Consider the following 20419-nt stretch of genomic DNA (forward strand, 5'->3'; position numbering starts at 1 on the left):
GGTTCCTGCCATGACACTTGGTCTCGCCCTAGCACAGAGCCGTCGCATCGCGCCCGCGCTGCTCGCCCAGTTGGAACAGTCGGCGCGCGAAAAGAAGACGCAGCTGATCGACGAGATCGTTGGCAGCGGCACGATGACTGCGCATGACGTTGCGCTGTTCGCGGCGGACAAGTACCAGCTGCCGCTGCTCGACCTGGCACAGTACAACCTGAACAAGGTTCCGCCGGCGCTGGCGGGCAACCGCGAATTCCACGCCCATCGGCTGCTGCCGCTCGGCCGTCGCGAGAACCGCCTGGTGGTGGGCATCTCCGACCCGTCCAACCAGGCCGGGCTCGACGCGATCAAGCAGAAGTACAACCTGCCGCTCGACACCGTGGTGGTGGAGCACGACAAGCTGATGAAGCACGTGCGTTCCGCCGGTGAAGCCGCGGGCACGCTCAAGGACATCGCGCCCGGGACGTCCAACGAGCGCAAGCTGATCGAGTACGACCCGGTGGCCGCCGCCGCGCAGCGCAACCGCACCGCCACCAGCGACATCGACGACGCGCCGGTCGTGCGCTTCCTGCAGAAGCTGCTGACCGAGGCCTTCCACCGTGGCGCGTCGGACCTTCACTTCGAACCGTTCGAGACCTTCTACCGCGTGCGCTTCCGCGTGGACGGGGTGCTGCAAGAGGTGGCACGCCCGCCGCTCGATATCCGCGACAAGATCGCCACGCGCATCAAGGTGCTGTCGCGCCTGGACATCTCCGAAAAGCGCGTGCCGCAGGACGGCCGCATGAAGCTGCTGATTCCGCTGCCACAAGGCAAGGACGCCAAGGAAATCGTCGAGAAGGCGGTGGACTTCCGCGTGTCGACGCTGCCCACGCTCTTTGGCGAGAAGATCGTGATGCGTATCCTGGAGTCATCGAGCGACAAGCTGGACATCGACCAGCTCGGCTACGAGCCCGAGCAGAAGGCGCTGCTGATGGACACCATCAAGCGCCCCTACGGCATGATCCTGGTCACCGGCCCCACCGGCAGCGGCAAGACCGTTTCGCTCTATACGTTCCTGAACCTGCTGAACCAGGGCGACATCAATATCTCGACGGCCGAAGACCCGGCCGAAATCCAGTTGCCCGGCATCAACCAGGTCAATGTCAACGACAAGGCCGGCCTGACCTTCGCCGCGGCGTTGCGCTCGTTCCTGCGGCAGGATCCGGACATCATCATGGTCGGCGAAATCCGCGACCTGGAAACCGCCGACATCTCGATCAAGGCCGCGCAGACCGGCCACCTGGTGCTGTCCACGCTGCACACCAACGATGCGCCGACCACGCTGACGCGCCTGATGAACATGGGCGTGGCGCCGTTCAATATCGCCTCGAGCGTGCTGCTGATCACGGCGCAGCGGCTGGCGCGGCGGCTGTGCACGTGCAAGCGCGCGGGTTCGATCCCGAACGAGGCGCTGCTCGAGGCCGGCTTCAAGGAAAGCCAGATCGACGGCAGCTGGCAGCCTTACCATCCGGTCGGTTGCGAGCGCTGCAATGGCAGCGGCTACAAGGGACGCTGCGGCATCTACCAGGTCATGCCGATCACCGAGGCGATGCAGCAGATCATCCTGTCGCACGGCACGGCGCTGCAGATTGCCGAACAGGCGCGCCGCGACGGCGTGCTATCTTTGCGGGAAGCCGGCTTGCTGAAGGTCAAGCAGGGGGTCACGTCACTCGAAGAAGTGCTGGCCACAACGAATACGTAAAACAACAGACGTTCATGTCGGGGGTCAATCATGGCAACGCGCGCACCAGCAGCGGGCGCACGGGCGGCAGCGCCGTCACGCGCGAAAGCAGGACGCAAGGCACCTACGCAGTACATCTTCGAGTGGGAAGGCAAGGACCGCAAGGGCAAGACGTTCACCGGGGAACAGCGGGCCGAGAACCAGGCCGAGGTCACGGCGAGCCTGCGCAAGCAGGGCCTCACCGTGGTCAAGATGAAAAAGCGCAAGGCAGCGCGCGGCAAGACCATCACCCAGAAAGACATCGCGTATTTCACACGCCAGCTTTCCACCATGCTCAAGGCGGGCATTCCGCTGCTGCAGTCGATCGACATCATCGCGCGCGGCCACGCCAACCCTAACTTCACGCAACTGCTATCCGACATCCGTTTCGACATCGAGTCAGGCAGCAGCATGGCGCAGGCCTTCCGCCGTCACCCGCGCTATTTCGACACGCTGTACTGCAACCTGATCGACGCTGGTGAACAGGGCGGTATCCTCGATTCCCTGCTGGAGCGCCTGTCGCTCTACATGGAAAAGACCATCGCGCTGAAGAGCCAGATCAAGTCCGCGATGATCTACCCGATCGCGGTGCTGACCGTGGCCTTTGCCGTCACGGTGATCCTGATGCTGTTCGTGATCCCGGCCTTCAAGGGCGTGTTCTCGAGCTTCGGCGCCAACCTGCCGGCGCCCACGCTGGTGGTGATCGCGATCTCGGACTTCTTTGTTGCGTACTGGTACATCGTCATCGGCATACCGGTGGGCGGCGTTGCTCTCTATATACGGGCCCTGAAGAAGTCGGAGAAGGTCCAGCGCAGCACCGACCGCATCATGCTGAAACTGCCCATCTTCGGCAGCCTGTTCCGCAAGGCCGTGATCGCGCGCTGGACGCGTACGCTCGCCACCATGTTCGCCGCCGGCACGCCGCTGGTGGAATCGATGGAATCCGTGGCCGGCGCCGCCGGCAACTGGGTCTACTACGACGCCACGCGCGAGATCGAACAGGCGGTGCGCATCGGCACCAGCCTGACCAACGCCATGCAGGCCACGCACGTGTTCGACAACATGGTGCTGCAGATGACCCAGATCGGCGAGGAGTCGGGCGCGCTCGACAACATGCTGCTCAAGGTGGCCGAATTCTACGAACGCGAGGTCGACGATGCCGTGGCGGCCATTTCGAGCCTGATCGAGCCGCTGATCATCGTGGTGCTGGGCGTGCTCATCGGCGGCATGGTGGTCGCGATGTACCTGCCGATCTTCAAGCTGGGACAGGTGGTGTAATTGACGAATCCGGTATTCCCCGCCGGCGGCGCCGTGCTGCCGACCCTGGCCGCGCTGCCGCCGTCGTTCCTGCTTGCGGCAACGGCCCTCCTCGGCCTGCTGGTGGGCAGCTTCCTGAACGTGGTGATCCACCGGATGCCGCGCATGATGGAGTATGACGAAGCCAACTACATCGCCGAGTTGCGCGGCGATCCCCTGCCCTACCCCGAACGCTACAACCTGATGGTGCCGCGCTCGGCGTGCCCGCACTGCGGTCATGCCATCGCCGCCTGGGAGAACATTCCCGTCATCAGCTATCTCTTCCTGCGCGGGCGCTGCGCGTCGTGCAAGGCGCCGATCAGCGTGCGCTATCCGCTGGTGGAACTGGCTTGCGGCGTGCTCAGTGCGCTGGCCGCCTGGCACTTCGGGCCGACCTGGCAAGGCGTGGCGGCGCTGGTGCTGCTGTGGTCGCTGCTGGCGCTGACGATGATCGATGCCGACACGCAGCTGCTGCCCGACCAGATCACGCTGCCGCTGGTGTGGCTGGGGCTGCTGCTCAACCTGGGCGGGCTGTTCGTGCCGCTGGCCGATGCGGTGATCGGTGCCGTGGCCGGCTACCTGCTGCTGTGGTCCGCCTACTGGGTGTTCAAGCTGGTGCGCGGCAAGGAAGGCATGGGCTATGGCGACTTCAAGCTGATGGCGGCGCTGGGCGCCTGGTTCGGCTGGCAGGCGCTGCCGACGCTGGTGTTGCTGTCTTCGGTGGTCGGCGTGGTGTTTGGCGTAGCCAGCATCGCGCTGCGCCGCCAGCACCGCGACACGCCCTTCCCGTTCGGCCCGTTCATTGCCGGCGCCGGCGCGCTGGTGCTGTTCTTCGGGCCGGGCGTGCTGCCGCTGCCGACGCCGTGAGGAACGGCCCGCGCCGCGCCAAGCTGGTATCGTTCGGCCATTGCACCCACGGAACCTGACATGCTGGAGATCGGACTGACAGGCGGCATCGGCAGCGGCAAGACCCGCGTGGCCGACATGTTCGCCGCGCGCGGCGCCGCCATCATCGACACTGACCTGCTTGCGCACGAGATCACCGCGCCGGGCGGGCAGGCCATTCCCGCGCTGGTCGATGCCTTCGGCCCGCAGTGCCTGCGCGCCGACGGTGCCATGAACCGCGATGCCATGCGCGCGCTGGTCTTTGCCGACCCTGCCGCCAAGGCCCGGCTCGAAGGCATCACCCATCCGCTGATCCGAGCACTGACCACGGCCCGCGCCAAGAGCATTGCCGATGCCGGCGAGCATCCGTACCTGATCTACGTCGTGCCGCTGCTGGTCGAATCCGGCGCATGGGTCGAGCGCGTCGGGCGCGTGCTGGTGGTGGATTGCACCGAGGAAACGCAGATCGCGCGCGTCATGGCGCGCAATGGCTTCAGCCGCGAACAGGTACTGGCCATCATGGCGAAACAGGCGACGCGTGCGCAGCGGCTGGCCGTGGCCAACGATGTGGTCGACAACGACGGGCCGGTCGAGGCACTCACCGCACAGGTTGACCTGCTGGACCGAACCTATCGCGCGTTGTCAGCCGCCGGCGTCACGCGCACCTGATCCAGGGCACAAGCAGGCACCGCTGTGCTCACTGGCTCGGCGCATGATGCACATTGCATTGTCCTCGCAGCCCGTCTCGCATAGAATGCGCTGGAACCTAACGCGAAATGCGTGGACGGCCGCGGCTGCCACACATTCCTGACGTTCCCCGGGCCACGCCCGCACCGGGACGCTCCCACGGGAGCGCCGCCTCAGCGCTGCACGGACATAGCACTTGATCCTGTACGAATATCCTTTCAACGAACGCATCAGGATGTTGCTGCGCCTGGAGGACCTGTTCGATCGGCTGGATTACTTCCTCGGCCAGGAACACGCTCTGCAGCACCATGTCGCACTGACCACGCTGTTCGAGATCATCGACGTGGCCGGCCGCGCCGACCTCAAGACCGACCTGATCAAGGAACTGGAACGCCAGCGCCAGGCGCTGACCGCGTTGCGCGTCAATCCCCAGATCGACCAGGAAGCGCTGGACGCCGTCATCGGCGAGATCGAGCAGGGCATTGCCATGCTCAACCAGACCGTGGGCAAGGCGGGCCAGCTGCTGGCCGACAACGAGTGGCTGACCAGCATCCGCAGCCGCGCGATCATTCCGGGCGGCACCTGCGAGTTCGACCTGCCGGCCTACTATGCCTGGCAGCATCGTCCCGCCGAGGAACGCCGCGCCGATATCCTGAAATGGGCCAGGCCGCTGGTGGCGCTGCGCGCCGGGACTTCGACGGTATTGCGCCTGCTGCGTGAATCGGGCCAGAGCGGCAAGGTGATCGCCACGGGCGGCAGCTACCAGCAGATGCTATCGGGCCGCAGCTACCAGCTGATGCAGGTGCACCTCGATGACTCGCTGCTGGCCTTTATCCCCGAGATGAGCGCCAACAAGTACATGCTGTGGGTCCGCTTTACGCAGCAGGACGGCGACCTGCGCCCGCGCTCGGTCGACGCCGACATCCCGTTCCTGCTCAAGCTCTGCAATTTCTGAAGTCATGCCTGCCGTCGTCAAATGCCCCACCTGCGGCACCAAGGTGGAATGGATTCCCGAAAACAAGTTCCGCCCGTTCTGCTCCGAGCGCTGCAGGCAGATCGACCTGGGCGCATGGGCGTCCGAGAAGTACGTGATCGGCAGCAAACCCGACGAAACCCCATCGCCGGACCTGCCGGAAGACGAAGACGACTGACCCGCGACGACTTCTGGAGCCGTCCCGTCCGCTCAATGCGCCGCGGCCAGCACGCGGCGGCAGAACCCCACGCACACCAGCACAAACACCGCCAGGCCGAGCCATTCGGCCGTCACGGCAAAGCCCTCGCCCACTAGTCCTGGCGCTGGTCCCGGCGGCCACGTTCGGCTATTTCATGATGCCGGCACCCGTGGATGCCGGGGCGCGCTGGCAGATGGTGGCCGGCGCGGTGCTGTTTGCCTTCGTGTCCGGATTCCTTGTGGCCGCGGCCTGCGGCTACATGGATGGCCTGGTCCCTTCTTGCTGTTATTGTGTGGGCGCAATCACGGGCGCCGCGGCCGCAGGGGCGCGGGAACAGCTTGGCTTGTCAGGCGGGCCGGGATTCTTCGCCCAACCATTCGACCACCGGGATGGTGGCCGGCAGCAGCGGTTCGACCGTCACGGGCACCGTCTGCCACGAAAAGGCCTGGCCCTCGCGTCCGACGGGATCGCCGCGCCAGGCCGTGACCTTGCAGAAATGCAGCCGCACATAGGCGTGAGGGTAGTCGTGCTCGAGCACGTGCCAGCGCACGCATTCGGTGATATCGAGGCCCAGTTCTTCATGAAGTTCGCGCGCGAGCGCGGCCTCCACGGTCTCGCCTGGTTCCAGCTTGCCGCCCGGGAATTCCCAGTAGCCCTCGTAGGGCTTGCCGCCCGGACGCTGTGCCAGCAAGAAGCGGCCGTCCGGCTGCACCAGCACGCCTACTGCCACCTCGGTGACCTTGCGCGGCGCGGCCGTGTCTTGCATCTGCGTCATGCGCCCTCCACGTCGGCGATGAACGGCTTGCCATGCTTGCCGCCCCAGTCGCGCGCGAACTGCCAGGCCACGCGGCCCGAGCGCGAACCGCGTTCCAGCGCCCACACCAGCGCATCGCCGCGCGCCGCGGCAATGTCGTCGTCCGTGCAGCCGAAATGCTTGAGCCAATGGCCGACGATGGACAGGTACTCGTCCTGCTTGGGCGGATAGAACGACAGCCACAGGCCAAAGCGTTCCGACAGCGAGATCTTCTCCTCGACGACTTCGCCGGGATGGATCTCGCCATCTTCGGTATGGCGGTATGACTCGTTGTCCTTCATGTACTCCGGCAGCAGGTGGCGGCGGTTGGACGTCGCATACACCAGCACATTGTCCGACTGCGCAGCCACCGAGCCGTCCAGCGCCGATTTGAGCGCCTTGTAGCCGGATTCGCCATCCTCGAACGACAGGTCGTCGCAGAAGATCACGAAGCGCTCGGGGCGCTTGGCGACCTGCTCGACGATATCGCCAAGATCGCCCAGGTCGCTCTTGTCCACTTCCACCAGCCGCAGGCCGTCCTTCACAAAGGCATTGAGGCAGGCCTTGATCAGCGACGACTTGCCGGTGCCGCGCGCGCCGGTCAGCAGCACGTTGTTGGCCGGCAGCCGGTTCACGAACTGGCGTGTATTGGCGACGATGGCGTCCTTTTGGCGCTCGATGTTCTTGAGGTCATCGAGGTGGATCGGCGGCAGCTGGCGCACCGGCTGCAGGTAGCCGATATTGCCGAACAGGCTCTGCCGCTTGCGCCAGCGGAACGCTACCGCCTCTTGCCAGTCCGCTTCCGTCAGTTGCGGCGGCAGCCACTGTTCGAGTCGGGCGAGGAAGTTGTCGAGGCGGGAGGCGAGGTCAGACATGGCAGCGGAGCGTCGTTGAACAGGGGGCGATGATCAGGAACGATAGTCGGCGTTGATCGACACGTAGTCGTGCGAGAGGTCGCAGGTCCACACCGTGGCTTCGGCGTTGCCGCGGCCCAGCGCGATGCGCACGGTGATCTCGGCCTGCTTCATCACGCGCTGGCCATCCTCTTCGCGGTAGTCGGGGTTGCGGCCGCCGTCGCGGGCCACCCAGACGTCGTCGAGCCACAGGTTGACGCGGTCGACATCGAGATCGTCCACGCCGGCATAACCGACGGCAGCCAGGATACGGCCAAGGTTGGGGTCCGACGCAAAGAACGCCGTCTTGACCAGCGGCGAGTGGGCCACGGCATAGGCGATCTGGCGGCACTCGGCCACGTCCTTGCCGCCTTCCACGCGGATGGTCATGAGCTTGGTGGCGCCCTCGCCGTCGCGAACGATCATCTGCGCGAGTTCCTGCGCCAGGCTGGTGACAGCGTCGCGCAGCGCCTCGAAGGCCGCGCCTTCGGCGCGCTCGATGGCGGCGCCCGACTTGCCCGTGGCGATCAGCACGAAGGAATCGTTGGTCGAGGTGTCGCCGTCGATCGTGATGCTGTTGAACGAGTGGTCGGCCGCATGCGACACCAGCGCCTGCAGCACCGGCTGGGCCACGCCCGCGTCGGTGGCGATAAAGCCGAGCATGGTCGCCATATTCGGGCGGATCATGCCGGCGCCCTTGCTGATACCGGAGAGCGTGACCGTCTTGCCGTCGATCTGCACCGTGCGCGATGCCGCCTTGGGCTGCGTGTCGGTGGTCATGATCGATTCGGCGGCGGCCAGCCAGTTGTCGGCCTTCGCGTTGGCCACGGCAGGCGCCAGGCCGGCCAGCAGGCGGTCCATCGGCAACTGCTCGAGAATCACGCCGGTCGAGAACGGCAGCACCTGCTGCGCGGCGATGCCAAGCTGGCCGGCCAGCGCGTCGCAGGTGGCGCGGGCGTTGGCCAGGCCGGTCTCGCCGGTGCCGGCATTGGCATTGCCGGTGTTGATCACCAGTGCGCGTATGCCCTTGCCGCCGGCCAGATGCTCGCGGCATACCTGCACGGGTGCCGCACAGAAGCGGTTGCGCGTGAACACGCCGGCCACGGTGCTGCCTTCCGCCACGCGCACCACCAGCACGTCCTTGCGATTGGCCTTGCGGATGCCGGCCTCGGCCCAGCCGAGTTCGACGCCGGCAACGGGTTTCAGGTTTTCTGCCTGCGGCAGCGGAAGATTCACGGGCATATCGGTTCCTGTCCTGTAGTCCTGCTTGGTCTGTCTGTTCAGTCGTCAGACGAACATGCCCGCTTGGCGCGGGCATGTCGTTACCTCTTCGCCCCTTCCGCCGTGGCGGCAAGGGCTGTCGTGCATGGTCCGGCTGGCGCCAGGCTCAGCTCAGCTTGCCGTGGCACTGCTTGAACTTCTTGCCCGAACCGCACGGGCAAGGATCGTTGCGGCCCACCTTGGCCATCCCCGCCGCCGCCATTTCGGCGGCAGCCACGGCGGCGCCGGTGCGCGGCGACGGCGCGTCTTCCACGGGCTCGCGGCCCTCGGCGAACTCGTCGTGCTTGTACTGCACGTTCTCCAGGTGCGACAGGCCTTCCTCGATCTGCTCCGAAGCCTGTTCCAGCTCTTCCGGCGACTGGATCTGCACGTTGAAGGTCACGCGCGTGACTTCGTTCTTGATCACGTCGAGCAGGCGCGCGAACAGTTCGAACGACTCGCGCTTGTACTCCTGCTTCGGGTCTTTCTGCGCATAGCCGCGCAGGTGGATGCCCTGGCGCAGGTGGTCCAGCGCGGCCAGGTGCTCGCGCCAGTGCGTGTCGATGCTCTGCAGCATGACCGAGCGCTCGAAACCGGCAAACGATTCGCGGCCCACGATGGCGACCTTGCCTTCGTAGCGCTCTTCGGCGGCCTTCAGGATCATGTCGAGGAGTTGTTCGTCCTCGATGCTCTGGGCGCCTTCGATGGTCTGTGCCAGCGGCAGCTCCAGGCCCCAGTCGTCGCGCAGGCGCGCTTCCAGGCCGGCGATGTCCCACTGTTCTTCCATGGTCTCGGCCGGCACGTGCTCGCGGAACAGCTCGATCAGCACGCTTTCGCGCAGGTTCTTGACCATTTCGCCGACGTCATTGGCTTCCAGCACGTCGTTGCGCAGCTTGTAGATTTCCTTGCGCTGGTCGTTGGCGACGTCGTCGTACTGCAGCAGCTGCTTGCGGATGTCGAAGTTGCGGCCTTCCACCTTGCGCTGCGCCGATTCGATCGAGCGCGTGACGATGCCGGCTTCGATCGGCTCGCCCTCGGGCATCTTCAGGCGTTCCATGATGGCGCGCACGCGGTCGCCCGCGAAGATGCGCAGCAACTGGTCGTCCAGCGACAGGTAGAAGCGCGACGAACCCGGGTCGCCCTGGCGGCCGGCACGGCCGCGCAGCTGGTTGTCGATACGGCGCGATTCATGGCGCTCGGTGCCGACGATATGCAGGCCGCCCGCGGACTTGACCTGTTCGTGCAGCGACTGCCATTCGTCTTTCAGCTGCTGGATGCGTGCAGCCTTGTCGGCGTCGGACAGGTTCGCGTCCACCTCGATGAACCCGGCCTGCTTTTCCACATTGCCGCCCAGCACGATGTCGGTACCGCGGCCAGCCATGTTGGTGGCGATGGTGATCATCTTCGGGCGGCCGGCCTGGGCCACGATCTCGGCCTCGCGCTCGTGCTGCTTGGCGTTGAGCACCTGGTGCGGCAGCTTTTCCTTGTTGAGCAGGTCCGACAGGTATTCGGAGGTCTCGATCGAGGTCGTGCCGACCAGCACCGGCTGGCCGCGCTCGAAGCAGTCGCGGATATCGCGCACGACGGCGGCGTAGCGCTCCGTCGAGGTCTTGTAGATCTGGTCCTGCAGGTCCTTGCGCTGGGCCTGGCGGTTGGTCGGGATCACCACCACTTCCAGGCCATAGATTTCCTGGAATTCGTAAGCTTCCGTATCCGCCGTGCCGGTCATGCCGGCCAGCTTGGTGTACATGCGGAAGTAGTTCTGGAAGGTGATGGTCGCCAGCGTCTGGTTTTCCTGCTGGACGGACACGCCTTCCTTGGCTTCCACGGCCTGGTGCAGGCCGTCGGACCAGCGGCGCCCGGTCATCAGGCGGCCGGTGAATTCGTCGACGATGACGACTTCGTCGTTCTGCACCACGTAATGCTGGTCGCGGTGGAACAGGCTGTGCGCGCGCAGGGCGGCGTACAGGTGGTGCATCAGCGTGATGTTCTGCGGTGCGTAGAGCGATTCGCCCTCGCCGATCAGGCCCTGCTGCGCCAGGATCTCTTCCGCCTTCTCGTGGCCGGCCTCGGTCAGGTAGACCTGGTGGCCCTTCTCGTCCACGAAGTAGTCGCCCGGCTTCTCCACGCCCGTGCCGTCGGCCTTTTCCTCGCCGATCTGGCGCTCGAGCAGCCTGGGGATGCCGTTCATGCGCTGGTAGAGGTCGGTCTGGTTCTCGGCCTGGCCCGAGATGATCAGCGGCGTGCGGGCCTCGTCGATCAGGATCGAGTCCACCTCGTCGACGATCGCGTAGTTGAGCGGACGCTGCACGCGCTGCGACGGGTCATAGACCATGTTGTCGCGCAGGTAGTCGAAGCCGAACTCGTTGTTGGTGCCGTAGGTGATGTCCGCGTTGTACGCGGCCTGCTTCTGGTCGTGCGCCATCTGCGACAGGTTCACGCCCACCGACAGGCCCAGGAAGTTGTACAGGCGGCCCATCCACTCGGCGTCGCGCTGGGCCAGGTAGTCGTTGACGGTCACCACGTGCACGCCCTTGCCGGTGATGGCATTGAGGTACACGGCCAGCGTCGCGGTCAGCGTCTTGCCCTCGCCGGTGCGCATTTCGGCGATCTTGTTGTCATTGAGGACCATGCCGCCGATCATCTGCACGTCGAAGTGGCGCATCTTCATGACGCGCTTGCTGGCTTCGCGGCACACGGCAAACGCCTCTGGCAGCAGCGCCTCGAGCGATTCGCCGCCGGCGTGGCGCTGCCGGAAGGTCTCCGTCATGCCGCGCAGGTCGTCGTCGGAGAGCTGCTCGAACTTGGGCTCCAGCGCGTTGATCTGCTCCACCGTGCGGCGGTATTGTTTGATCAGCCGCTCGTTGCGGCTGCCGAAGACTTTCTTGAGAAGGCCCGTGATCATCGAGTGCTTTCACCTGCGCGGACCGGTCCGGCGACCCGCGTACGGGCGGCCCCAGCCGTGCCAGGCATGGATAGATTGGCGCGAAACGCCGAGTTTATCATGTGCCGGGGTCGCGGCCGGGACGGGAAGTGCCGTCTTGCCAAAGCCGCGCTGGTCCCGGCGGGACGTTGATTTATCTGCAGATCGGGACGGACCGGCAAGGTTCAATCGGGCGCCCCCGGAAGTGCGCTTCCGTGGGCGTGGCCGGCCCTCCACATGGGCCGGCAATCCGGGGCGCGCCAGGGGCCGGCTTGCTAGAATGCACGCATGCGCCTGTTCACCCACCACGCCCTGCAGACACCGGCGGCCAAGCCCCTGAACGACTGGCTGGCCAAGGCCGGCCCGGTTTCCGCGCTGATGCAGACCGCACGGGAGCTCGCGTCGCTGGAAGCGCAGGTGCTGTCGCTGCTGCCGCCGACCATGCGCAACGGCATTGCCGTCGCCGGAGTCAAGCGCGATGGCCGCGGACCGCAACAGGAACAGGTCCTGCTGTTGCTCGCCGCGCACGGCGCGGCCGCCGCGCGGGTGCGCCAGGTCGTGCCGACATTGCTGACCCGCCTGCAGGAGCGGGGCTCGCAGGTGACGGCAATCCGGGTACGGGTACAACCCGAGGCAACGCGCCATAGCGACTGGGACACCGGCCCCGTGGTGCGGCCGCGGACCAATGGACAGATGTCGGCGGTCGGGCTTGCCAGCCTGGACGATCTGGCGCGCAGCTTGCCGCCGTCGCCGCTGCAGGATGCGTTGAAGACCCTGCTGTCGCACCATCGGCAGGATCACGGAAACAAAAAACCGGCCTAGGCCGGTTTTTTTGTTTCCACGCGTGCCGCGATCAGGCAAACGCGGGCTGGACCTGCGGCAGGAACGCGGCGGGCGCGTCCTCGACACGGTCGAACGTGACCAGTTCATAGGCTTCCTGGTCCGCCAGCAGCGCGCGCAGCAACTGGTTGTTCAGGCCGTGGCCCGACTTGTGCGCGACATAGGAAGCGATCAGCGGATGGCCGACAACGTACAGGTCACCGATCGCGTCCAGGATCTTGTGGCGCACGAACTCGTCGCCGTAGCGCAGCTCTTCGTTGTTGAGCATGCGGTGCTCGTCCAGCACGATCGCGTTGTCCAGGCTGCCGCCACGGGCCAGGCCCATTTCGCGCAGCGCCTCGACCTCATGCGCAAAGCCGAAGGTGCGGGCACGGGCGATCTCGCGCACGTAGCTGGTATCGGCAAAGTCGATCGCGAAGTTCTGGCCGGTCTTGTCGACCGCCGGATGGCGGAAGTCGATCGTGAACGACAGCTTGAAGCCGAAGAACGGTTCCAGGCGCGCCAGCTTGTCGCCCTCGCGCACTTCCACGGCCTTCTTCACCTTGATGAAACGCTTGGCGGCGTTCTGCTCTTCGATGCCGGCCGATTGCAGCAGGAACACGAACGATGCCGCGCTGCCGTCCATGATCGGAATTTCCTCGGCGTCGACGTCGACATAAAGGTTGTCTATGCCGAGGCCGGCGCAAGCGGACATCAAATGCTCGACCGTGGAAACGCGCGCGCCATCCTTCTGCAGCACCGACGCCAGGCGCGTGTCGCCGATCGCGCTTGCGGCCACGGGAATCTCCACGGCTTCGGGCAGGTCCACGCGGGTGAATACGATACCGGTGCCAGCCAGGGCCGGCCGCAGGGTCAGCGTCACTTTGCGACCCGAGTGCAGACCGATACCGACCGTCTTCACCAGGGACTTGATAGTGCGCTGTTTGAGCATGGCGGCCTCAATATTATTAAAACCTATCAGGTTTTCTTAGTCGATTAAGTGATTTTACCACTGCTAGGGAAATCCCGCTAAGCCTCTTTGTTTCGGTGTGTTAATCCATGCACAGGAAGTTGCAGATACCGCACACCGGGTTGAGGATTTGTGTCAGGCGCGCAACGTCTCCAGCATGGATTCCGCGCTGCTGACCTTGAATTCGCCTGGCGCTTCGACTTGCAGGTGGGTCACCACGCCATCATCGAGCACCATCGCGTACCGCTTGGAGCGCACGCCCATGCCGCGCGCCGTGAGGTCCTGGTCCAGGCCCAGCGCACGCGTCCATTCTGCGCTTCCGTCGGCCATCATGCGCACCTTGCCTTCGGTGTGCTGCTCGCGGCCCCAGGCGCCCATCACGAAGGCGTCATTGACCGACACGCACCAGACCTCGTCCACGCCCGCGTCGCGCAGCGACTGCGACTCGGCGACATAGCCAGGCACGTGCTTGGCCGAGCAGGTCGGCGTGAATGCCCCCGGCAAGGCAAAGACCACGATCTTGCGGCCCTTGACCAGGTCCGATACGCGGAACGCGTTGGGACCCAGCGAGCAGCCTTCGCTCTGGGTATCGAAGAATTCTTGCAGCGTGGCGTCCGGGACGCGTTGTCCGACAGCGATCATGGTGATTGGCAACCTGTCAAAGAAGGGGGAAAGCGGGGAAAGCCTGCCGGCATCATAGGCTCCCGAGCGCGCTCGTCCAAGACTGATGACATCCGGTGGCATTTCGATACAGCTTGCTACAAAAAAGTCCGCGCGACGCGCCTTGCAGCGCGCCGCGCGGACGACGGCACATCCCGACCGGGAGGGCGGGAACCAGTCCGGGGAGGCGGCCAGCGGCCGCCCGTCCCGGCGACAGGATGTGAACGGAGGCGGTTCAGCGCGGACGCGGCATCACCGGCAGCCCGGGCGGTTTGCACGGTCCATGCAAGGCACGCGCGGATAGGGAGCGCTCGTGCTTCGCGACAAGGACGCGCAAGCCGTCAGGGACCGGCCCTGCGATGCTGGATCCGGCCGTCCCGGCTCAGTCTGCCTGCTTGCGCAGGAAGGCCGGGATGTCGTACGTATCGACACCCTTCTCCTGCAGCGCGGCCACGTGGGCCGACGCCGATTCACGCGAGCTGCGCCACACGGCCGGCGTATCCAGGCCGCTGTAGTCCGGCGAGCTGTGCTGCACGGCGGCGGCAGCCATGCCGGCCATCATCTGCACCGGGATGTTGTCGGTGCCGGTCTTGAGCAACGTCATCGGCTGCTGCTTCTTGGCCGAACGGCCCAGGCCCGTCGCCACCACGGTCACGCGCAGGGCATCGCCCATGGCGTCGTCATACACCGTACCGAAGATCACGGTCGCGTCTTCCGCGGCGTAGCTGCGGATGGTGTTCATGACTTCCTTGGTTTCCGACAGCTTGAGCGAACGGCTGGCGGTGATGTTGACCAGCACGCCGCGCGCACCGGACAGGTCCACGCCTTCCAGCAGCGGGCTGGCCACGGCCTGCTCGGCTGCCAGGCGGGCGCGATCCACGCCCGACACGGTCGCCGTGCCCATCATGGCCTTGCCCTGCTCGCCCATCACCGTCTTCACGTCTTCGAAGTCGACGTTCACCAGGCCGTCCACGTTGATGATCTCGGCAATACCGGCCACGGCGTTGTGCAGCACGTCGTCCGCGCACTGGAAGCACTTGTCCATCTCGGCATCATCGCCCATGACTTCGAAGAGCTTCTCGTTGAGCACCACGATCAGCGAATCGACCGAGCTTTCCAGCTCGCTCGAACCGTGTTCGGCCACCTTGGCGCGGCGCGCGCCTTCGAAGTCGAACGGCTTGCTGACCACGCCCACGGTCAGGATGCCCATTTCCTTGGCCACCTGCGCCACGATCGGCGCGGCGCCGGTACCGGTGCCGCCGCCCATGCCGGCAGTGATGAAGACCATGTGGGCGCCGCGCAGTGCGTCCGCGATCTGCTCGCGGGCCTGCTCGGCGCAGTTACGACCGACTTCCGGCTTGGCACCAGCGCCCAGGCCGGAATTGCCCAGTTGCAGCACGCGCGAAGCGGTCGAACGCTTCAGCGCCTGCGCGTCGGTGTTCATGCAGATGAATTCAACACCCTGCACGCCGCGGCTGATCATGTGCTGCACGGCATTGCCGCCCGCGCCGCCCACGCCCACCACTTTGATGATGGTGCCGTCCATCACTTCCGTTTCGATCATGTCAAAGTCCATCACTGCCTCCGAGAAAAATCAGTCCCCAGACTTTGCAGCCTCCCCGCCGCAACCCCTGGTTCCTGAACAAGAAACCGATTAAATGAAATTGTTCCCATCAACGCGCCATCTCTGCCGTGGTAGACACGATCGTCAAGACAGCGCGACTTTCCTTTCCATCAGACAAGCTTCGCGTCAGAAGTTGCCGACAAACCATTCCTTCATGCGGCCCCATACCTGCTTGACCGATCCGCTCTGCACCGCCACCTTTCGTCCGCGCATGCGTTGCACGCGCCCTTCGAGCAGCAGGCCCATCACCGTGGCATAGCGCGGGCTCTTCACGACCTCGTGCAGATTGCCGCGGTACTCCGGCACGCCCACGCGCACCGGCTTCAGGAAGATGTCCTCGCCAAGCTCCACCATGCCAGGCATCATCGCCGTGCCGCCGGTGATCACCACGCCCGACGACAGCAGCTCTTCGTAGCCCGATTCACGCACCACCTGGTGCACCAGCGAAAACAGTTCCTCGATGCGCGGTTCGATCACGGCCGCCAGCGCCTGGCGCGACAGGGTGCGCGTGCCGCGGTCGCCCACGCCGGGCACTTCGATCATGTCTTCCGGATCGGCAATCGCCTGCTTGGCAATGCCGTACTGCATCTTGATGTCCTCGGCATCCGGCGTCGGCGTGCGCAGCGCCATGGCGATGTCGTTGGTGATCTGGTCGCCGGCGATGGGAATCACGGCCGTATGCCGGATCGCGCCCTCGCTGAAGATAGCGATATCGGTGGTGCCGCCGCCGATGTCGACCAGCACCACGCCCAGTTCCTTCTCGTCCTCGGTCAGCACCGCCAGGCTCGAAGCCAGCGGCTGCAGGATCAGGTCATGCACTTCCAGGCCGCAACGGCGCACGCACTTGACGATGTTCTGCGCCGCGCTGACCGCGCCGGTGACGATATGCACCTTCACTTCCAGGCGGATACCGCTCATACCGATCGGCTCGCGCACGTCTTCCTGGCCGTCGATGATGAATTCCTGCGTCAGGATGTGCAGGATCTGCTGGTCGGTCGGGATATTGACCGCCTTGGCGGTCTCGATCACGCGCGCCACGTCGGTCTGCGTCACCTCCTTGTCCTTGATAGCCACCATGCCGCTGGAGTTGAAGCTGCGGATATGGCTGCCGGCGATGCCGGTGAACACTTCGGCAATCTTGCAGTCGGCCATCAGCTCGGCCTCTTCGAGCGCCTTCTGGATCGATTGCACGGTGGCCTCGATATTGACCACGACCCCTTTCTTCAGACCCTTGGACTCCGACTGGCCCATCCCGATCACCTCATAGCTGCCGTCTGGGCGCAGTTCCGCCACCACGGCCGCCACCTTCGAGGTGCCGATATCGAGACCGACCAACAGGTCCTTGTATTCCTTGCTCATCGGGTTTTCTCCGCCTTGCTCTTCAGTCGCGTCGGATTGTTGTTGGAAGTACCTGTTTCCGGGGTTCCCGTACCTGCTGCCCTGGCCTTCGCCGCGGCCGCGGCCTGCGCGTCGGTCAGGAACCGGGCGCTGGCTGTGCGGATCGAGAACCCGTTCGGGTAGCGCAGGTCCGCGTAGTCGATCTGCTTGCCCCACTGCTCGGTGACCTGGGGCCACGCGGCGACGAAACGCTTCACGCGCTGCTCCATCGCGGCGCGCTCTTCGTCGTTCTGCTCGCGGCCCAGCTCCACGACCATGCCGTTCGACAGCTTCGTGCGCCAGGCATAGCGGCCGGACAGCGCCACCGCCATGGGCTCCGCCTTGAGCGGCTTGAACCATTCGCGCATGACCTCGAGCTTCTCGATCACGTCGCCTTCGCTGTCGGGTGGACCGTCGAGCGCCAGCAGCTGGGCGTCTTCCTCGGCCTCGGCCGTGTTGGCGACGAACACTTCGCCATAGGTGTTGACCAGCCTGCCGCTGTCGGCGGGGCCCCAGGTGCCCAGTGCCTCGTGTTCCTCGACTTCCACGGTCAGCCCGTTGGGCCATTCGCGCCGCACGCTCGCGCGCCGCACCCAGGGCACGGATTCAAACACCTGGCGCGCCGCGTTCAGGTCCAGCGTGAAGAAGTTGCCGGTCAGCTTGCCCACTGCATTCGACCGCACGCTGGGCGCGTTGACGTGGCGCAGCGCGCCGCCGTCCATCGGCGCCACCTCGACATGGGTGATGGCGAACACGGGCCGCTGCGCCAGCCACAGCAGACCGGCCGCGAGCGCCATCAGCGCCACCAGCGCGTAGAGCGCGGAGGCGATCAGGTTGAGCAGGCGAGCGTTATGCCACATGGTGCGAGTTCGTCCGGTACGGTATTGCCAGGGTTATTCGGGTTTCCAGTGTTCGTTCGGATGCAGGTCCAGCGTTGCGGCGGCCACCACCTGCATGACGAAATCCTCATAGCTGATGCCGGCCGCGCGCGCGGCCATCGGCACCAGCGAATGGCCGGTCATGCCCGGCGAGGTATTCATTTCAAGCAGGAAAGGCTTGCCGTCTGCGCGCAGCATCACGTCCGCGCGCGCCCAGCCACGGCAGCCCAGCACGCGGTAGGCCTGCACCGCCAGTTGCTGCACCTCGCGCTCGACCTCAGCGCTCAGGCCTGACGGACACAGATATTGGGTATCGTCAGTAAAGTACTTATTTTGATAGTCATAGTTCGAATCCGGCGCGACGATGCGGATCACCGGCAGCGCTTCGGCCGTGGCGCCCTCCCCCACCAGCGGACAAGTCAGCTCGGCCCCGTCGACAAAGGTCTCGGCGATAACGTCGTTGTCCAGCGCGGCCGCCTTCTCGAATGCCTCACGCATCTGCGACGCGTCGGTGACCTTGCTCAGGCCGATCGACGACCCTTCGCGCGCCGGCTTGACGATCAGCGGCAGCCCCAGGTCGGCCACCACGGCATTGAAGTCGGTGTCGGCGTGCAGCATGGCAAAGCGCGGCGTCGGCAGGTCATGCGTCATCCACAGGCGCTTGGTCGCTTCCTTGTCCATGGCCAGCGCCGAAGCCAGCACGCCGCTGCCGGTGTACGGCACGCCGAGCTGTTCCAGCAGGCCTTGCATGGTGCCGTCTTCGCCGTAGCGGCCGTGCAGCGCGATAAAGACGCGGTCAAAGCCGGCCGCGGCCAGTTCGGCGACGCCCTGCTTGGCCGGATCAAAGCCATGCGCATCCACGCCGCGCGATTGCAGCGCGGCCAGCACGCCGCTGCCGGACATCAGCGAAATCTCGCGCTCGGCGGAACGGCCGCCGAACAGCACGCCGACCTTGCCCAGCGCTTTCGGATCGATCTTGGGATTGGCGACGAAGCTCATGCCGCACCTCCCGCATGCAGCGGCTGCTGGTGCGAGACCACTTGTCCCGGCACCGCGCCGATCGAGCCGGCCCCCATGGTCACGACCACATCGCCGGGCCGGGCGGCACTCATGATGGCCTGCGGCATTTCTTCCATCTGCTCCACGAATACAGGTTCGACCTTGCCTGCCACACGCAGGGCACGGGTCAGCGCGCGGCCGTCGGCCGCAACAATCGGCGCTTCGCCGGCGGCATAGACCTCGGCCAGCAGCAGCGCGTCAACGGTGCCGAGCACCTTGACGAAATCCTCGAAGCAATCGCGCGTACGCGTGAACCGGTGCGGCTGGAACGCCAGCACCAGGCGGCGGTCCGGGAACGCGCCACGCGCGGCGGCGAGCGTGGCGGCCATTTCCACCGGGTGGTGGCCGTAGTCGTCGACCAGCGTGAACGTGCCGGTGCCGTCCGCCGTGGCCACTTCGCCGTAGCGCTGGAAGCGGCGGCCGACGCCGTGGAATTCGCGCAGCGCCTTGACGATGGCGGCGTCGGGCACTTCGAGTTCCGTGGCGATGGCGATCGCGGCCAGCGCGTTCTGCACGTTGTGCAGGCCCGGCAGGTTCAGCACCACGTCCAGCGGCGGCTCGGCGTGGCCGTTGAGCTGGCGCAGCACCGTGAAATGCATCTGGCCGTCGACGGCGCGCGCGTTGACCGCGCGGATCTGCGCATCTTCGGCAAAACCGTAGCGCACCACGGGCTTGGACACGAACGGCAGGATCTCGCGCACGTTCGGGTCATCCACGCACAGCACTGCGATGCCGTAGAACGGCAGGCGCTGCGTGAATTCGATGAACGCCTGCTTGAGCCGCGCAAAGTCGTGCCCGTAGGTGTCCATGTGGTCGGCATCGATATTGGTGATGACCTCGATGACCGGGAACAGGTTGAGGAACGATGCGTCGGATTCGTCCGCCTCGGCCACGATGAAGTCGCCCGTGCCCAGGCGCGCGTTGGCGCCCGCGGAATTCAGGCGGCCACCGATCACGAAGGTTGGGTCCAGCCCGCCTTCGGCCAGCACCGATGCCACCAGGCTCGTGGTGGTGGTCTTGCCGTGCGTGCCGGCAATGGCCACGCCCTGCTTCAGGCGCATCAGCTCGGCCAGCATCACGGCGCGCGGCACCACCGGGATGCGCCTGGCGCGGGCGGCCAGCACTTCGGGGTTGTCGCCGCTCACGGCGGTGGAAACCACCACCGCATTGGCGCCGGCGATATGGGCCGCGTCATGTCCGTGCATGACCGTGGCGCCGAGCGAGGCCAGGCGCCGCGTGGCGGCATTGCTGCCCAGGTCGGAACCCGAGACCTTGTAGCCCAGGTTCAGCAGGACCTCCGCGATGCCGCTCATGCCGGCGCCGCCGATGCCTACGAAGTGGATGTTCTTGACGATATGCTTCATTGAGTC

At 65.6% G+C, this 20419-nt stretch carries 18 protein-coding genes; 7 read left to right on the forward strand and 11 right to left on the reverse strand.

Translation table 11 applies throughout. The features are described from left to right. Window positions 1-10 precede the first annotated feature (10 nt). The 6 genes from pilB (at window position 11) to AC3FKG_RS03115 (ending at window position 5772) form a co-directional block, all read left to right on the forward strand. The gene (pilB, locus tag AC3FKG_RS03090) at window positions 11-1735 is read left to right on the forward strand and encodes a type IV-A pilus assembly ATPase PilB (RefSeq protein ID WP_488742387.1); all 1725 of its coding nucleotides are present in this window, start codon (window positions 11-13) and stop codon (window positions 1733-1735) included. A gap of 30 nt (window positions 1736-1765) precedes the next feature. Further along, complete coding sequence (locus tag AC3FKG_RS03095) at window positions 1766-3031, forward strand: type II secretion system F family protein (protein WP_483709402.1); 1266 nt, start codon at window positions 1766-1768, stop codon at window positions 3029-3031. After that, the gene (locus AC3FKG_RS03100; protein WP_488742388.1) at window positions 3032-3916 is read left to right on the forward strand and encodes a prepilin peptidase; all 885 of its coding nucleotides are present in this window, start codon (window positions 3032-3034) and stop codon (window positions 3914-3916) included. It begins immediately after the preceding gene. A 60-nt stretch (window positions 3917-3976) separates the two neighbouring features. Further along, window positions 3977-4603, forward strand: coding sequence for a dephospho-CoA kinase (coaE, locus tag AC3FKG_RS03105; protein ID WP_483709405.1), 627 nt, complete (start codon window positions 3977-3979; stop codon window positions 4601-4603). A 214-nt stretch (window positions 4604-4817) separates the two neighbouring features. Further along, entirely contained in the window at window positions 4818-5576 is a 759-nt protein-coding gene (gene zapD, locus AC3FKG_RS03110; RefSeq protein WP_483709406.1) for a cell division protein ZapD, read from the forward strand. A 4-nt stretch (window positions 5577-5580) separates the two neighbouring features. After that, window positions 5581-5772, forward strand: coding sequence for a DNA gyrase inhibitor YacG (locus tag AC3FKG_RS03115; protein ID WP_483709408.1), 192 nt, complete (start codon window positions 5581-5583; stop codon window positions 5770-5772). 367 nt (window positions 5773-6139) lie between these two features. On the opposite strand, the gene AC3FKG_RS03120 is transcribed toward AC3FKG_RS03115, so the two are convergent. The 4 genes from AC3FKG_RS03120 to secA form a co-directional block, all read right to left on the reverse strand. Next, complete coding sequence (locus AC3FKG_RS03120; protein WP_483709409.1) at window positions 6140-6568, reverse strand: NUDIX domain-containing protein; 429 nt, start codon at window positions 6566-6568, stop codon at window positions 6140-6142. Continuing rightward, complete coding sequence (locus tag AC3FKG_RS03125) at window positions 6565-7461, reverse strand: ATP-binding protein (RefSeq protein WP_483709411.1); 897 nt, start codon at window positions 7459-7461, stop codon at window positions 6565-6567. Before AC3FKG_RS03125 ends, AC3FKG_RS03120 begins: the two co-directional genes overlap by 4 nt. A gap of 33 nt (window positions 7462-7494) precedes the next feature. Continuing rightward, entirely contained in the window at window positions 7495-8721 is a 1227-nt protein-coding gene (gene argJ, locus AC3FKG_RS03130; RefSeq protein ID WP_483709412.1) for a bifunctional glutamate N-acetyltransferase/amino-acid acetyltransferase ArgJ, read from the reverse strand. 145 nt (window positions 8722-8866) lie between these two features. Continuing rightward, window positions 8867-11644 carry a preprotein translocase subunit SecA gene (secA, locus tag AC3FKG_RS03135; protein ID WP_483709413.1) on the reverse strand — a complete coding sequence of 926 codons (2778 nt, stop codon included), beginning with the start codon at window positions 11642-11644 and terminating at the stop codon, window positions 8867-8869. Between the two features lie 306 nt (window positions 11645-11950). On the opposite strand from secA, the gene AC3FKG_RS03140 reads away from it, so the two are divergent. Beyond that, a complete protein-coding gene (locus AC3FKG_RS03140) occupies window positions 11951-12484 on the forward strand; it encodes a DciA family protein (protein ID WP_483709414.1) in 534 nt (177 codons plus the stop codon). A gap of 31 nt (window positions 12485-12515) precedes the next feature. Here the strand turns inward: AC3FKG_RS03140 and lpxC are convergent, their stop codons facing one another. The 7 genes from lpxC to murC form a co-directional block, all read right to left on the reverse strand. Next, entirely contained in the window at window positions 12516-13433 is a 918-nt protein-coding gene (lpxC, locus tag AC3FKG_RS03145) for a UDP-3-O-acyl-N-acetylglucosamine deacetylase (RefSeq protein ID WP_488672951.1), read from the reverse strand. A 153-nt stretch (window positions 13434-13586) separates the two neighbouring features. Continuing rightward, a complete protein-coding gene (locus AC3FKG_RS03150) occupies window positions 13587-14093 on the reverse strand; it encodes a redoxin family protein (RefSeq protein ID WP_483709418.1) in 507 nt (168 codons plus the stop codon). Window positions 14094-14493: 400 nt separating this feature from the next. Next, complete coding sequence (gene ftsZ, locus AC3FKG_RS03155) at window positions 14494-15687, reverse strand: cell division protein FtsZ (RefSeq protein WP_483709419.1); 1194 nt, start codon at window positions 15685-15687, stop codon at window positions 14494-14496. Between the two features lie 174 nt (window positions 15688-15861). Further along, window positions 15862-17094 (reverse strand): cell division protein FtsA, encoded by a 1233-nt coding sequence (ftsA, locus tag AC3FKG_RS03160; protein ID WP_483709421.1) that lies wholly within the window; start codon window positions 17092-17094, stop codon window positions 15862-15864. Next, window positions 17091-17972: a cell division protein FtsQ/DivIB gene (locus AC3FKG_RS03165; protein ID WP_483709422.1), complete on the reverse strand. Its 882-nt coding sequence runs from the start codon at window positions 17970-17972 to the stop codon at window positions 17091-17093. The genes ftsA and AC3FKG_RS03165 overlap by 4 nt, the downstream gene beginning before the upstream one ends. Window positions 17973-18005: 33 nt before the next feature. Further along, complete coding sequence (locus AC3FKG_RS03170) at window positions 18006-18989, reverse strand: D-alanine--D-alanine ligase (RefSeq protein ID WP_483709423.1); 984 nt, start codon at window positions 18987-18989, stop codon at window positions 18006-18008. Further along, entirely contained in the window at window positions 18986-20413 is a 1428-nt protein-coding gene (gene murC, locus AC3FKG_RS03175; protein WP_483709424.1) for a UDP-N-acetylmuramate--L-alanine ligase, read from the reverse strand. Before murC ends, AC3FKG_RS03170 begins: the two co-directional genes overlap by 4 nt. Window positions 20414-20419: the final 6 nt, after the last annotated feature.

The organism is Cupriavidus sp. 22TCCZM04-2 (assembly GCF_057798895.1).

What these genes read in the sequence shown, in the direction of transcription:
- AC3FKG_RS03165 (WP_483709422.1), bottom strand. Translation starts at nt 17,972, where the DNA reads ATGTGGCATAACGCTCGCCTGCTCAACCTGATCGCCTCCGCGCTCTAC.
- ftsA (WP_483709421.1), bottom strand. Translation starts at nt 17,094, where the DNA reads ATGAGCAAGGAATACAAGGACCTGTTGGTCGGTCTCGATATCGGCACC.
- AC3FKG_RS03150 (WP_483709418.1), bottom strand. Translation starts at nt 14,093, where the DNA reads ATGATCGCTGTCGGACAACGCGTCCCGGACGCCACGCTGCAAGAATTC.
- AC3FKG_RS03120 (WP_483709409.1), bottom strand. Translation starts at nt 6,568, where the DNA reads ATGACGCAGATGCAAGACACGGCCGCGCCGCGCAAGGTCACCGAGGTG.
- AC3FKG_RS03115 (WP_483709408.1), top strand. Translation starts at nt 5,581, where the DNA reads ATGCCTGCCGTCGTCAAATGCCCCACCTGCGGCACCAAGGTGGAATGG.
- coaE (WP_483709405.1), top strand. Translation starts at nt 3,977, where the DNA reads ATGCTGGAGATCGGACTGACAGGCGGCATCGGCAGCGGCAAGACCCGC.
- AC3FKG_RS03170 (WP_483709423.1), bottom strand. Translation starts at nt 18,989, where the DNA reads ATGAGCTTCGTCGCCAATCCCAAGATCGATCCGAAAGCGCTGGGCAAG.
- AC3FKG_RS03125 (WP_483709411.1), bottom strand. Translation starts at nt 7,461, where the DNA reads ATGTCTGACCTCGCCTCCCGCCTCGACAACTTCCTCGCCCGACTCGAA.
- ftsZ (WP_483709419.1), bottom strand. Translation starts at nt 15,687, where the DNA reads ATGGACTTTGACATGATCGAAACGGAAGTGATGGACGGCACCATCATC.
- pilB (WP_488742387.1), top strand. Translation starts at nt 11, where the DNA reads ATGACACTTGGTCTCGCCCTAGCACAGAGCCGTCGCATCGCGCCCGCG.
- argJ (WP_483709412.1), bottom strand. Translation starts at nt 8,721, where the DNA reads ATGCCCGTGAATCTTCCGCTGCCGCAGGCAGAAAACCTGAAACCCGTT.
- secA (WP_483709413.1), bottom strand. Translation starts at nt 11,644, where the DNA reads ATGATCACGGGCCTTCTCAAGAAAGTCTTCGGCAGCCGCAACGAGCGG.
- AC3FKG_RS03140 (WP_483709414.1), top strand. Translation starts at nt 11,951, where the DNA reads ATGCGCCTGTTCACCCACCACGCCCTGCAGACACCGGCGGCCAAGCCC.
- AC3FKG_RS03095 (WP_483709402.1), top strand. Translation starts at nt 1,766, where the DNA reads ATGGCAACGCGCGCACCAGCAGCGGGCGCACGGGCGGCAGCGCCGTCA.
- murC (WP_483709424.1), bottom strand. Translation starts at nt 20,413, where the DNA reads ATGAAGCATATCGTCAAGAACATCCACTTCGTAGGCATCGGCGGCGCC.
- lpxC (WP_488672951.1), bottom strand. Translation starts at nt 13,433, where the DNA reads ATGCTCAAACAGCGCACTATCAAGTCCCTGGTGAAGACGGTCGGTATC.